This window comes from Streptomyces sp. NPDC016640, assembly GCF_043076215.1.
Lineage (GTDB): Bacteria > Actinomycetota > Actinomycetes > Streptomycetales > Streptomycetaceae > Streptomyces.
The window spans coordinates 271,397-284,081 of the sequence record NZ_JBIBRG010000005.1; the positions used below are offsets into that span (position 1 = coordinate 271,397).

Sequence of the window (12,685 nt, forward strand, 5' to 3'; positions counted from 1 at the left end):
CGCCCGATCGCGGGGATCGACCGGCATTCATCCGATCGTGTGAGGATTGTCCTGAGGCTGACGGGCGGCCGACGAGCGCCCCGGACGGCGACCGGGGACGAACCGCGGGCGACCGGGGCGGGCCCCGGGGGGCGGCCCCCGGCCGGGGCCCGCGGCACGGTCGTACAGTGGCTTGGGCGCGTTTCGTGCCTTACGACCTTCTAGGGAGGCGCTTGCCGTGAGTGAGTTGCGGTTCGTCCGCATGGGCTTCGGGGCCGAGGCCGTGGACTATCAGCTGGCCTGGGACGAGCAGCGCCGGGTGCACGCGGCACGGTTCGCCGACGAGGTGCCCGACACCGTGATCCTCCTGGAGCACCCCCCGGTCTACACGGCGGGCCGGCGCACCGAGGAGGGCGAACGCCCCCTCGACGGCACCCCGGTCATCGACGTGGACCGCGGCGGCAAGATCACCTGGCACGGCCCCGGCCAGCTCGTCGGCTACCCGATCCAGAAGCTGCCCCGCCCGGTGGACGTGGTCGCGCACGTCCGGCGGCTGGAGGAGGCCCTCATCCGCACCTGCGCCGAGTTCGGCCTGGAGACCACCCGGATCGAGGGCCGCAGCGGCGTGTGGGTGCTCGGCGACCCCGTGGAGCGGCGCCCCGCGCTCGGCGGACTCTCCCTGGACTTCGACCCCCGGCTGAACGACGAGGAGTTCGACCCCCGCCTCGACGGCCCGGAGTACGCGCCCTCCAACGCCGGCCAGCGCCGCGAGGACCGCAAGATCGCGGCGATCGGCATCCGCGTCGCCAAGGGCGTCACGATGCACGGCTTCGCGCTCAACGTGAACCCCGACAACAAGTGGTTCGACCGGATCATCCCGTGCGGTATCCGTGACGCCGGGGTTGCCTCGCTGGCCGCGGAACTGGGCCGCGACGTGACCATCGACGAGGTCCTGCCCGTCGTGGAGCGCCACCTGCGGGACGTGCTGGGGAACGCGGAGCCGAAGCCGCGGGAGGTCGAGAGGACACCGGCGGCGTGAAGCCGCCCCCGTCCGGCGTGGGCGGTCGCGCCGGCCCGGGCCGGGGCGGGATCCGCGCGGGGCGGTCGTCGGCAGGCGGGCACCCCGCCGGGCTTTCGGAACAACGGGCGTACGCTTGAGGACGCCGAAGAATCAATCGCTAGGGAGCCGGTCGTGTCCGCAGTCGCACCCGACGGACGCAAGATGCTGCGCCTGGAGGTCCGCAACAGCCAGACCCCCATCGAGCGCAAGCCCGAGTGGATCAAGACCCGGGCGAAAATGGGCCCCGAGTACTCCAAGATGCAGAACCTCGTCAAGAGCGAGGGCCTGCACACGGTCTGCCAGGAAGCGGGCTGTCCGAACATCTACGAGTGCTGGGAGGACCGCGAGGCGACCTTCCTCATCGGCGGCGACCAGTGCACCCGGCGCTGCGACTTCTGCCAGATCGACACCGGGAAGCCCGAGGCCCTCGACCGCGACGAGCCCCGCCGCGTGGGCGAGTCCGTGGTCACCATGGACCTGAACTACGCCACCATCACCGGCGTCGCCCGCGACGACCTGGAGGACGGCGGCGCCTGGCTGTACGCCGAGACGGTGCGTCAGATCCACGCGCAGACGGCGGGCCGGGAGGCCGGACGCACCAAGGTGGAGCTGCTCGCCCCCGACTTCAACGCCGTCCCCGAGCAGCTGGCGGAGGTCTTCTCCGCCCGCCCCGAGGTGTTCGCGCACAACGTCGAGACCGTGCCCAGGATTTTCAAGCGGATCCGCCCCGGCTTCCGCTACGAGCGCTCCCTGCAGGTCATCACCGCCGCCCGTGACTTCGGTCTGGTCACCAAGTCCAACCTGATCCTCGGCATGGGCGAGACCCGCGAGGAGGTCGGCGAGGCGCTCCGGCAGCTGCACGACGCCGGCTGCGAGCTGGTCACCATCACGCAGTACCTGCGCCCGTCCGTGCGCCACCACCCCGTCGAGCGCTGGGTGAAGCCGCACGAGTTCGTGGAACTGAAGGAGGAGGCCGAGCGGATCGGCTTCTCCGGTGTGATGTCCGGCCCGCTGGTGCGCTCCTCGTACCGGGCCGGCCGGCTCTACCGGATGGCGGTCGAGAAGCGGGGCGCCTTCGTGGCCTCCCAGGCCGTCTGACGCGGCGTCACCCGTCTTGTCCCGCACGGGACGAGAGCGGTGTGTGAATTCACGCACAAGGAACTACCCGCCAGTACCGGCCGAGAGCACGCGGCCCCGACCGTCCTCGCAGATGAGGGCACCGGTCGGGGCCGCGTCGTCGTCACCGGCCGCCCCACCGCGGCTTCACGCCTGTTTGACCGGCCGGTCACGCCCTGGTAACACCAGTCGGTGAGCCTGGAATCACGTCACGTACAGCCGCCACGTCACACGCCACGTACATCCGTACCCGGAGCACCGAGGGGGACCTCCACCATGCAGGCCGCGCCCGTACGCGCCACCGCCATCCCGTCCTTCACCACCGCGCTGCGCGCCGTCGAGTCGCTGCTCATGAGCGGCGGTCAGCGCACCGCCCGCCGCAACGCCTGGACGTCGGTGCTGGAGGACCGCCGTCGCGCCCAGGACCGGGTCGAGGCACAGCGCGTCCTCGAGCGGACCCCGGCCGTCCGCCTCTGAGAACCGCCCCGGCCGTCCTTCCAGGGGAGCGGCCGACGCGGGTTCCGCTCCCCCACCGGCACTGCCGTCGAAGGCGCTTCCGGGGACACGTAGACTTCATGGCATGGCGAGGAAGGAAACCGCGGCGGACGCTGCGAACCCCGGGCGACTGAAACAGATCGCCCTGACCTACAAGATGACCCGCAGGGCCGACAAGAAGATCGGTCTTGTACTCGCGGCTGTCGGAATTGTCACCTTCGGTGTCTTCCTCGCGATCGGTTTCTTGATCGGGTACCCCATCTATCTCGGCATCCTGGGCCTCCTGCTCGCCTTCCTCGCGACGGCGATCGTGTTCGGGCGCCGGGCCGAGCGGGCGGCCTTCGGGCAGATGGAGGGCCAGCCGGGCGCCGCCGCGGCCGTGCTGGACAACATCGGCCGGGGCTGGACGACGACCCCCGCGGTGGCGATGAACCGCAACCAGGACGTCGTGCACCGCGCGGTCGGCAAGGCCGGCATCGTGCTGATCGCGGAGGGCAACCCGAACCGGGTGAAGAGCCTGCTGGCCGCCGAGAAGAAGCGGATGAACCGCATCGTCGCGGACGTCCCGGTGCACGACCTGGTCGTGGGCACCGGCGAGGGCCAGACCGAGCTGAAGAAGCTGCGCACGACCATGCTGAAGCTGCCCCGCGTGCTCAGCGGCCCGCAGGTCACCGCGACCAACGACCGACTGCGTGCCCTGGGCGACCTGATGAGCAACATGCCGCTCCCGAAGGGGCCGATGCCCAAGGGCATGAAGCTGCCGAGGGGCGGCAGCCCGAGGGGCCGCTGAGACCCGCTCGCGATACGACGAAGCGCGCGGTACGACGACGGGGGCGCCGGAATCACATCCGGCGCCCCCGTCGTCGTACCGCCGCGATCACCGCGACGGCCGCGCGTGCGGGGTCAGATCCGCACCTCGACCGTGCGGGCCAGCCGGTCGTGCAGACCGCGGCCGTCACGGTCCCAGACCAGGGCGGGGACGGCGAGGCAGAGCAGCGCCGAACGCGTCAGACCGCGCAGCGGCCGGACCCGGCCGGAGCCGAGGGCCACCACGCGCAGGCCGAACAGACGCTTGCCGGGGGTGAAGCCGACCGTGCCGACGGTGAGGACGCTCATCACGAGGAACACCAGCAGCGCCCAGTTGCCGGTGGTCCCCCCGTCGTAGCCGTCGGTGATCAGACCGTATGCGATCAGCAGGCACAGGCCCCAGTCCACGGCGAGGGCGCCGAGCCTGCGTCCGGGGCGTGCGATCGAGCCCGGTCCGTCCTCCGGCAGCCCCAGCTGCTCACCCCGGTAGCCGAAGTCGGCACCGGCGTCCTCCATGGCCGCGCGCGGCCCGGAGAGCCATGATCCGATTGCTTGCCTGTTGTCCACCCGTCCACGGTACTGCGCCCGTATATGACCGGGAGACGGCGGGGTGCGACGGGGCTACCGTGGGAGAGGTGCCGGTTAACTTGCGCGAAACAAATGGGTCACGCCGGAGAAATGACCCGTCCCTAGGGTCGAGTGCAGCGTGGGCCACCCGCACTGGTCGCACGAACGATCTACCACCCCGGCGGGACGGTCGGGAGTAGGAGGAGCTGGATGTTCCAGAACGCCGATGACGCCAAGAAGTACCTCGCGGACGAGGACGTCAAGTTCGTCGACGTCCGCTTCTGCGACCTCCCGGGTGTGATGCAGCACTTCACGATCCCTGCCGAGGCGTTCGACCCGGACGAGGAGCTGGCGTTCGACGGATCGTCGATCCGCGGCTTCCAGGCCATTCACGAGTCCGACATGGCGCTGCGCGCGGACCTGTCCACCGCCCGTGTCGACCCGTTCCGCCGCGACAAGACGCTGAACGTCAACTTCTTCATCCACGACCCGATCACGGGTGAGCAGTACTCCCGCGACCCGCGCAACGTGGCCAAGAAGGCCGAGGCCTACCTCGCCTCCACCGGCATCGCGGACACCGCGTTCTTCGGCCCCGAGGCCGAGTTCTACGTCTTCGACAGCGTGCGCTTCAAGACGTCCGAGAACGAGTCCTTCTACCACATCGACTCCGAGGCGGGCGCCTGGAACACCGGTGCGGTGGAGGACAACCGCGGTTACAAGGTCCGCTACAAGGGCGGCTACTTCCCGGTCCCGCCGGTCGACCACTTCGCCGACCTGCGCGCCGAGATCTCCCTGGAACTGGCCAAGTCCGGCCTGCAGGTCGAGCGCCAGCACCACGAGGTGGGCACCGCCGGCCAGGCGGAGATCAACTACAAGTTCAACACGCTGCTCGCCGCCGCCGACGACCTCCAGCTCTTCAAGTACATCGTGAAGAACGTCGCCTGGCGCAACGGCAAGACCGCGACCTTCATGCCCAAGCCGATCTTCGGTGACAACGGCTCCGGCATGCACGTCCACCAGTCGCTGTGGGCGGGCGGCGAGCCCCTCTTCTACGACGAGCAGGGCTACGCCGGCCTGTCGGACCTGGCCCGCTACTACATCGGCGGCATCCTCAAGCACGCCCCGTCGCTGCTGGCCTTCACCAACCCGACGGTGAACTCCTACCACCGTCTGGTGCCGGGCTTCGAGGCGCCGGTGAACCTGGTGTACTCGCAGCGCAACCGCTCCGCCGCGATGCGTATCCCGATCACCGGCTCGAACCCGAAGGCCAAGCGCGTCGAGTTCCGCGCCCCGGACGCCTCCGGCAACCCGTACCTCGCCTTCTCGGCCCTGCTGCTCGCGGGCCTGGACGGCATCAAGAACAAGATCGAGCCGGCCGAGCCGATCGACAAGGACCTCTACGAGCTGGCTCCCGAGGAGCACGCGGGCGTGGCCCAGGTCCCGACCTCCCTCGGCGCCGTCCTCGACCGCCTCGAGGCCGACCACGAGTTCCTCCTCCAGGGCGACGTCTTCACGCCGGACCTGATCGAGACGTGGATCGACTTCAAGCGCACCAACGAGATCGCCCCGCTCCAGCTCCGCCCGCACCCCCACGAGTTCGAGCTGTACTTCGACGTGTGACCGGCTGACGCGTGTGTGACACGCGGACTCCCGTGGCGCCCCCGTCCCTGGTTCTCCAGGGCGGGGGCGCCGTCGCGTTCCCCCTGTCCGCCGTCGCTGTCGTCGTCGCTGTCCGGAATGCTTCCCCCGGTGGGTGTGGAGGGGGATCATGGAGAGTGACACTGTTGTTCGAGAGAAGGTCACGGGGATGTCCGAGAGGGACGACGAGAAGCGGGAGTTCGACCTCAGGTGGGCCGACGGGGCCGAGCACAAGGAGCCCTCGGCGCGGGCCCGGATGCTCGCCGCGCGCTGGAAGGACAACCCGCCCGGACCGGTCCCGTTCCGGGCCGGCCCGGAACACAGGGGATCGTCCGGCCGCTCGTCCTGGATGTCGACGGCACTGGTCCTCGGCTGCGTCGCGGCGGTGATCGTGCTGCTCGGGTACGTCAACTCCCGCCCGTACTGATCCCCGCGGCGCGCCGTCGTCCCGCCCCTCCGATCGCCCGGGCCACCCGGCGCGGCCGGGTGGGCCGTCACCGGCCCGGCGGCGCAGACCCGGCTCGCTCCCGCGCCGTGCCGTCCGGACGGGCGGGTGCGCCCGGGGGCGCTGCCCGGCCGGCCCGGCGCCGGGCGTTCCGTGGGCGGGCGTCCGGCGCCGGGCCCGGGTCAGCGGTTGTAGCGCATGAACGCGCGGACCATGTGGCAGGTGGTGTCCGACGGCGGGTGGACGCCGATCAGCTCCGCCGTGCTCCGGATCTTCTGGTTGCGGGCCTGGTCGGGCAGGTGGACACCGGAGTCGAGCAGGGCGATGGCGAGGCGCATCGCCTTCAGCCGGCGGTTGTGCGTGACGTACCACTCACGCGGGCGGCCCGGCGGCAGCGGACGCTTCGCCACCGGGGCGCAGGGCGTCTCGAGCGGCACCGGACGCTTCGCGGTGGACTGGGTGGGCAGGGGCTTCGGCTTGAGTGCGGCAACGGGCACAGGCATCCTCCTGTCGCGGTCGGGGCGCCCGCCGAGATCCACGGCGACCCCGGCGATTCCCTCGAACACTGCTTCCATTCTACCGCCCGGCACTGACATCCGGGAGGCCCGGAATGCGGGTAAAACAGCAGGCCAGAAGGGAAGTTAGCAGGCCGTCACGGCAGGTTCCGAGGGTGCGGGTGAGGCGCCGGATATTCGAACACCGCTTGTCGGCGTAGCGTGTGGGACATGGAGATCTGGATCAACCCGGCCTGTTCCAAGTGCCGGAGCGCCGTCAGCCTGCTCGACGCCGAGGGCGCCGAGTACACCGTCCGCCGCTATCTGGAGGACGTACCGAGCGAGGAGGAGATCCGTGCGGTGCTGGACCGGCTCGGCCTTCAGCCGTGGGACATCACCCGGACCCGGGAGGCCGCCGCGAAGGAGCTGGGGGCCGGGGAGTGGCCGCGGGACGCCGGGACGCGGGACCGCTGGATCGCGGCGCTCGCCGCGCACCCCGAACTGATCCAGCGGCCGATCATCACGGCCGACGACGGCACGGCGGTGGTGGCCCGCACGGAGGAGGCGGTACGGGACGCTCTGTCCCGTTAGCCGTCGGCATCCTGTGACGCGGGTCACCTCGGGGACCTGGTGCGGTCGCTGAGCAACTCCGTTCGGCATCTCGTACATAGCGGCGTACGCTCCCCTACCGCCGCAGGAGGCGCGCATGTCGCGCAGGAGAACGCTCGGCCCGAAGAAGAAGCTCGCTCTGCTGGTCAGTGCCGCCACGGTGGCGGGAGGCGGCGCCTTCGTCATGGCGAACACGTCGAACGCCGCGGCGCCGCCCGCCACCAAGGCGGCGGACTCCACCGTCTGCCAGGGGCTCGCCACGGCGCTCGGCAACAACGAGAGGTTCATCGAGGGGCAGCGGGCCGCCCCCGACGCGCAGTCCGCGGCGCGGATCGCCAACCGCGAGGCGGTCATCGCCCAGATCCGGCTCCAGCAGGAGGCGTCCGGGTGCACGGCGGGGGAGTCGGCTCAGAACTCCCGGCCCACGCAGCCCGCACAGCCCGCACAGCCCGCACAGCCCGCGGAGAACGACCGGGGCGGCCAGGCCGGTGGTGAGGGCGCGGCGGCCTCCGGTGAGCAGGTGTGCGACGGGTCCACCGTCACCCTCTCCGGTGAGGACGGCGCACCGGCCGCGTCCAGCAACCGGTTCCCGGCCGGCACGAAGCTGAAGGTCACCAACCTGGACAACGACAAGTCGACGACGGTGGAGGTCACTTCGGTGTCCGGCAGCTGTGTGCTGCTCAACAACGCGGCCTTCGAGCAGGTCCGGGAGGCGGGGAAGTTCCTGATCCGCCGGGCGGTGATCGAGAAGGTGGGGTGAGGCCCGGATCCGCCGGGGATCCGGATTCCCGGGGCCCGCCCCCCCGGGGCGGCGGGCCCCGCGCGTCGCGCCCCTCGCATACGGACCGCCCCCGCCCGCGCGTGCTCACGGGGCGAAGCGGGACACGGCAGGGCCAGGTAACACGGGGTTCACGTTCGGGCAATGGCCGGGAAATCGCCTGTTGACAGTCTGCCTGGCATCGACGGCGGCGCCCCAGTGCCGCAGCACCCGCACCAGCGCCCAGCCCCACCCCGAAGGATGTGGACCGTGAGCTTCAAGGCCGAGTACATCTGGATCGACGGCACCGAGCCGACCGCCAAGCTGCGGTCCAAGACGAAGATCCTGGCGGACTCCCAGAAGCCTGCCGAGGGTGCCGACCTGCCGATCTGGGGCTTCGACGGGTCCTCCACCAACCAGGCCAAGGGCCACGCCTCCGACTGCGTGCTGAAGCCGGTCTTCGTCTGTCCCGACCCGATCCGCGGCGGTGACGACGTCCTGGTGCTGTGCGAGGTCCTCACCACGGACATGACGCCGCACGAGACCAACACCCGTGCCGCGCTGGCCGAGGTGGCCGAGAAGTTCGCGGACCAGGAGCCGGTCTTCGGCATCGAGCAGGAGTACACCTTCTTCCAGGAGGGCTACCCGCTCGGCTTCCCCAAGGGCGGCTTCCCGGCCCCGCAGGGCGGCTACTACTGCGGTGTCGGTTCCGACGAGATCTTCGGCCGTGACGTCGTCGAGGCGCACATGGACAACTGCCTGAAGGCGGGCCTGGGCCTGTCCGGCATCAACGCCGAGGTCATGCCCGGCCAGTGGGAGTTCCAGGTCGGCCCGCTGGCCCCGCTGGAGGTCGCCGACCAGCTGTGGGTGGCCCGCTGGCTGCTCTACCGCACCGCCGAGGACTTCGGCGTCGCCGCCACCCTGGACCCCAAGCCGGTCAAGGGTGACTGGAACGGCGCCGGCGCGCACACCAACTTCTCCACCAAGGCGATGCGCGAGGGGTACGACGCGATCATCACCGCGTGCGAGTCGCTCGGCGAGGGCTCCAAGCCGCTGGACCACGTCAAGAACTACGGCGCCGGCATCGACGACCGCCTCACCGGCCTGCACGAGACCGCCCCGTGGAACGAGTACTCCTACGGCGTCTCGGACCGCGGCGCCTCGGTCCGCATCCCGTGGCAGGTCGAGAAGGACGGCAAGGGCTACATCGAGGACCGCCGCCCGAACGCCAACGTCGACCCGTACGTGGTGACCCGTCTGCTGGTCGACACCTGCTGCTCCGCGCTGGAGAAGGCCGGCCAGGTCTGATCCGTACCGCAGCCGATACGAGGGGCGCCCACCGGCGAGGTGGGCGCCCCTCGCGTCGTCCGGTCCGGGCCGGGTGCACACCCGGGACCGGTTGGTCGGCACGGTGTGGGGCTACGGCCATCTGGGCGACGGCCGCACCGTCGACGTCCACATCGCCCGGCTGCGCCGCAAGCTGGGCGCCGAACACCGGGACGCCATCCGCACGGTGCGCCGCGTCGGCTACAAGTACCTGCCGCCGGCCGGGCGCTGAGCACGCGGCCCGTCTGCCGACAGCAGATCCCCGTTCCCCCGCACCGCCCGAGCGGGCAGAGTCGCCGGTATGAGACTTCTGATGCTCGGTGGTACGGAGTTCGCGGGACGGGCCGTCGTCGAGGCGGCGCTGGGGCGGGGCTGGGAGGTGACCGTCTTCCACCGGGGGCGGCACGAGGCGCCGCGGGGCGTGCGGACGCTGCTGGGCGACCGCACCGCCCCCGGCGGGCTGGCCGCGCTCGAGGGGGACCCCGGCGAGTGGGACGTCGTCGTCGACACCTGGTCGGCCGCCCCGCGCGCGGTGCGGGACCCGGCGCGGCTGCTGCGGGGCCGCGCCGGGCGGTACGTGTACGTGTCGAGCTGCTCGGTGTACGAGTGGGCCCCGCCCCCCGGCTACGGCGAGCAGGCCCCGCTGGTGGAGGGCGCCTCGGCGGACGCCGGTCCGACGGACTACGCGCGGGACAAGCGGGGCGGCGAGCTGGCCGCCGTGGACGCCTTCGGCGCGGACCGGTCGGTGCTGGTGCGGGCCGGGCTGATCCTCGGGCCGTACGAGAACGTGGGCCGGCTGCCGTGGTGGCTGAACCGGATGGCGCGCGGCGGTCCGGTCCTCGCCCCGGGTCCGCGGGACCTGCCGCTGCAGTACATCGACGTCCGTGACCTCGCCGAGTGGATCCTCGGCGCGGCCGAACGGGGGCTGAGCGGGCCGTACAACCTGATCTCCCCGCAGGGGCACACGACGATGGGCGGGCTCCTCGAGGCGTGCGCCGGGGTGACGGGGGGCACGGCCGAACTGCGGTGGACGGCACCGGAAGTGATCCTCCGGGCGGGCATCGAACCGTGGACCCAGCTGCCGGTGTGGGTGCCGCCGGGCAGCGATCTGCACGACGCGCTGCACTCGGCGGACGTCTCCCGGGCCGTCGCGACCGGCCTGCGCTGCCGGCCGGTCACGGAGACCGTGTCCGACACCTGGGACTGGCTGCGGGACCTCGGCGGCGTCGCGCCCCGGCGCCCGGACCGGACGGACAAGGGACTCGATCCGGAGGTGGAGGCGAAGGTGCTGGCCGGCACCGGGGGCGCGGGCGGCACCACCCCCTGACCGGGGGCACCTCCCGCTCGAACGGAGCCGGCCGCGGGAAGGGCGGGGTGGGCCGTCCGCCGAGGACCGGGTCGTCGGCGCGGAGCACAGGGGCGATCGCGCGACACACCGCGGACGTCTTCGCCGAACCGGGACCGGAGGTGCCGGACGACGGCAACCGGCGCGCGCCGGCGCTGCCCGGGCCCGTCCCGAGCACGGCCGGCGAGAGGGGACCCCGTCCCCTCACCCGGCGTGGGCGATCAACAACTCCCGGTGTGGCAGGGGCTGTTGAAACCCGTGTGCGCCGACGGACTTCTCATCGGTTTCCGGGGCGGGTGAACACCCGTGGGGCGGCCCCCGTACTGAAGGGCGCCGCTTCACTCCTGTCGGGCGCCTCGATGCCCCGCAAGGGGAGCCCCGCAAGGAAGTCAGAGGAGTTCCATGGGACGCAACACAAGAAAACGCCGCACGCCGCTGGCCACCAAGGCCGTTGCCGCAACGGCGGCACTGGCGCTCGGTGGGGGCGGGCTGGTCTGGGCGAACTTCTACGCCTCGGCGCACGAGGAGAACGGAGGCCACAACCGGACCAAGGCGCGGGGGGCGCAGGTCGCCACGATCGACTGCCCGGACATCGGCCAGCAGCTCTCGGACGTGCCGGAGCGGGCGCGTGGTGAGGTCGACGGCGAACTGGCCTCGCTGGACCAGCAGATCACCGACGCCTACCAGCGCCTCGTCACCACGCGCCAGGCGCAGGACGGGGACCCGCGGTTCGTCCAGAACTCCATCCTGGGTCCGCTCGAGGACCGGCGGAAGGTGCTCATCGACCGCATCAAGCTGGAGATCAGCCGGGCCGGCGGCAGGGCCGACGACGGACTGGACCGGCTCGCGGGCTGCAAGGGCCGCCCCGCCGACCAGCAGCCCGGCGGGGGCCAGAACGGCGGGGACCAGAACGGCGGCGGCCAGAACGGCGGGGACCAGGGCGACGGCGGCCAGGACCAGGACGGCGGCGGTCAGGACGAGGGCGACGGCCAGAATCCCGGCGACAACGGCAACGGCGCCGCGGGCCCGTTCGCCGAGGACTTCGTCGACATCGACGACGTCCGGCCGAACTCCCGCGACCTGCCGAACGGACTGGCCGCCGACGGGGACACCGGTTCCACCGGCTCCTTCACCACGCAGTGCGGTGTCAACGAGAACGACCTGTTCAACAGCGACAACATCATCGTGGCCCCCGGTGTCGACAACGGCGCGCACCACACGCACGACTACGTCGGCAACCAGGGCAACACCGCGTTCGCCAGTGACGAGGACCTCGCCGGCGCCGACACCACCTGCCGGAACCAGGGCGACAAGTCCACGTACTACTGGCCGGTGCTGCGTCTGCAGGACGGCACCCAGGAGTTCGACGCGAACGACCTGGGCGGCGGCGCCGAGGGCAACGTCGGCAGGATCCTGAAGGCCGACCAGGCGGAGATCAGGTTCGTCGGCAACAAGCAGGGCGACGTCGTCGCGATGCCGAAGTTCCTGCGCATCATCACCGGTGACGCCAAGGCGTTCACCAACGGCCTCGCGAACGCCAACACGTCGTTCAGCTGCACCGGCTTCGAGGACCGGCAGGTGACGGACAAGTACGTGCTGTGCCCCGAGGGCAGCCAGGTGGTGCGCACGTCCAACTTCCAGAGCTGCTGGGACGGGCAGAACATCGACAGCGCCAACCACCGCGACCACGTGGCGTTCGTCCAGCAGGACGGCAGCTGCCCGAACGGCTTCCAGGCCATCCCGCAGCTCCAGGTCCGCCTGGTGTACGACGTCCCCGCCCCGACCGTCGAGAACGGTCAGGTGCGCAACCCGTACGCGGTGGACGGCTTCCCCGAGCAGTTGCACAAGCCGATCACCGATCACAACGACTTCATCAACGTCATGGACGAGGACCTGATGAACCGGGTGGTCGAGTGCATCAACAGCGGCGAGGACTGCGAGTAGCGGTCCGGCCGGTCGCCGGCGGAGGAGGGGCCGGGGGGGGGGCAACCCCCCCCCCCCCCCCCCCCCCCCCCCTTACCGCACTTACCCCCCCCCCGTGAGTCCC

At 71.4% G+C, this 12,685-nt stretch carries 13 protein-coding genes and 1 pseudogene; 12 read left to right on the top strand and 2 right to left on the bottom strand.

Annotated features, from left to right (window positions below; all coding sequences use genetic code 11):
* Positions 1 to 217: 217 nt before the first annotated feature.
* The 4 genes from lipB to ACF07S_RS13310 all read left to right on the top strand — a co-directional run bounded on the left by lipB (position 218) and on the right by ACF07S_RS13310 (position 3,440).
* Positions 218 to 1,018: a lipoyl(octanoyl) transferase LipB gene (lipB, locus tag ACF07S_RS13295; RefSeq protein WP_391965239.1), complete on the top strand. Its 801-nt coding sequence runs from the start codon at positions 218 to 220 to the stop codon at positions 1,016 to 1,018.
* 153 nt (positions 1,019 to 1,171) lie between these two features.
* A complete protein-coding gene (gene lipA, locus ACF07S_RS13300) occupies positions 1,172 to 2,137 on the top strand; it encodes a lipoyl synthase (protein ID WP_391965240.1) in 966 nt (321 codons plus the stop codon).
* Between the two features lie 294 nt (positions 2,138 to 2,431).
* A complete protein-coding gene (locus ACF07S_RS13305) occupies positions 2,432 to 2,632 on the top strand; it encodes a hypothetical protein (RefSeq protein WP_391974197.1) in 201 nt (66 codons plus the stop codon).
* 103 nt (positions 2,633 to 2,735) lie between these two features.
* On the top strand, positions 2,736 to 3,440 hold the full coding sequence (locus ACF07S_RS13310; RefSeq protein ID WP_391965242.1) for a DUF4191 domain-containing protein: 705 nt from the start codon (positions 2,736 to 2,738) through the stop codon (positions 3,438 to 3,440).
* Between the two features lie 113 nt (positions 3,441 to 3,553).
* Here the strand turns inward: ACF07S_RS13310 and ACF07S_RS13315 are convergent, their stop codons facing one another.
* Positions 3,554 to 4,024, bottom strand: coding sequence for an RDD family protein (locus tag ACF07S_RS13315; RefSeq protein WP_391965243.1), 471 nt, complete (start codon positions 4,022 to 4,024; stop codon positions 3,554 to 3,556).
* Between the two features lie 210 nt (positions 4,025 to 4,234).
* Here ACF07S_RS13315 and glnA point away from each other — a divergent pair, with 210 nt between their 5' ends.
* Together glnA and ACF07S_RS13325 are read left to right on the top strand one after the other, a co-directional pair.
* Positions 4,235 to 5,644: a type I glutamate--ammonia ligase gene (gene glnA, locus ACF07S_RS13320; RefSeq protein ID WP_391965244.1), complete on the top strand. Its 1,410-nt coding sequence runs from the start codon at positions 4,235 to 4,237 to the stop codon at positions 5,642 to 5,644.
* A 187-nt stretch (positions 5,645 to 5,831) separates the two neighbouring features.
* A complete protein-coding gene (locus tag ACF07S_RS13325; RefSeq protein WP_391974198.1) occupies positions 5,832 to 6,089 on the top strand; it encodes a hypothetical protein in 258 nt (85 codons plus the stop codon).
* 200 nt (positions 6,090 to 6,289) lie between these two features.
* On the opposite strand, the gene ACF07S_RS13330 is transcribed toward ACF07S_RS13325, so the two are convergent.
* A complete protein-coding gene (locus ACF07S_RS13330) occupies positions 6,290 to 6,604 on the bottom strand; it encodes a hypothetical protein (RefSeq protein ID WP_391965246.1) in 315 nt (104 codons plus the stop codon).
* 228 nt (positions 6,605 to 6,832) lie between these two features.
* Between ACF07S_RS13330 and ACF07S_RS13335 the strand changes: the two genes are divergently transcribed.
* The 6 genes and pseudogenes from ACF07S_RS13335 (at position 6,833) to ACF07S_RS13360 (ending at position 12,582) form a co-directional block, all read left to right on the top strand.
* Positions 6,833 to 7,192 carry an arsenate reductase family protein gene (locus tag ACF07S_RS13335; RefSeq protein ID WP_391965247.1) on the top strand — a complete coding sequence of 120 codons (360 nt, stop codon included), beginning with the start codon at positions 6,833 to 6,835 and terminating at the stop codon, positions 7,190 to 7,192.
* Between the two features lie 115 nt (positions 7,193 to 7,307).
* Positions 7,308 to 7,970, top strand: coding sequence for a hypothetical protein (locus tag ACF07S_RS13340; RefSeq protein ID WP_391974199.1), 663 nt, complete (start codon positions 7,308 to 7,310; stop codon positions 7,968 to 7,970).
* A gap of 267 nt (positions 7,971 to 8,237) precedes the next feature.
* On the top strand, positions 8,238 to 9,275 hold the full coding sequence (glnII, locus tag ACF07S_RS13345; protein WP_391965249.1) for a glutamine synthetase: 1,038 nt from the start codon (positions 8,238 to 8,240) through the stop codon (positions 9,273 to 9,275).
* Positions 9,276 to 9,339: 64 nt separating this feature from the next.
* Positions 9,340 to 9,525 (top strand): annotated as a pseudogene (locus ACF07S_RS13350) (winged helix-turn-helix domain-containing protein); the annotation flags it as partial.
* Between the two features lie 69 nt (positions 9,526 to 9,594).
* Positions 9,595 to 10,620, top strand: coding sequence for an SDR family oxidoreductase (locus tag ACF07S_RS13355; RefSeq protein ID WP_391965250.1), 1,026 nt, complete (start codon positions 9,595 to 9,597; stop codon positions 10,618 to 10,620).
* A 420-nt stretch (positions 10,621 to 11,040) separates the two neighbouring features.
* A complete protein-coding gene (locus tag ACF07S_RS13360; protein WP_391974200.1) occupies positions 11,041 to 12,582 on the top strand; it encodes a DUF1996 domain-containing protein in 1,542 nt (513 codons plus the stop codon).
* Positions 12,583 to 12,685 lie beyond the last annotated feature (103 nt).

Excerpts from the sequence above, each read along its gene's own strand:
- ACF07S_RS13305 (WP_391974197.1), top strand. The coding sequence starts at position 2,432 with ATGCAGGCCGCGCCCGTACGCGCCACCGCCATCCCGTCCTTCACCACC.
- ACF07S_RS13310 (WP_391965242.1), top strand. The coding sequence starts at position 2,736 with ATGGCGAGGAAGGAAACCGCGGCGGACGCTGCGAACCCCGGGCGACTG.
- glnA (WP_391965244.1), top strand. The coding sequence starts at position 4,235 with ATGTTCCAGAACGCCGATGACGCCAAGAAGTACCTCGCGGACGAGGAC.
- ACF07S_RS13325 (WP_391974198.1), top strand. The coding sequence starts at position 5,832 with ATGTCCGAGAGGGACGACGAGAAGCGGGAGTTCGACCTCAGGTGGGCC.
- ACF07S_RS13335 (WP_391965247.1), top strand. The coding sequence starts at position 6,833 with ATGGAGATCTGGATCAACCCGGCCTGTTCCAAGTGCCGGAGCGCCGTC.
- ACF07S_RS13340 (WP_391974199.1), top strand. The coding sequence starts at position 7,308 with ATGTCGCGCAGGAGAACGCTCGGCCCGAAGAAGAAGCTCGCTCTGCTG.
- ACF07S_RS13355 (WP_391965250.1), top strand. The coding sequence starts at position 9,595 with ATGAGACTTCTGATGCTCGGTGGTACGGAGTTCGCGGGACGGGCCGTC.
- ACF07S_RS13360 (WP_391974200.1), top strand. The coding sequence starts at position 11,041 with ATGGGACGCAACACAAGAAAACGCCGCACGCCGCTGGCCACCAAGGCC.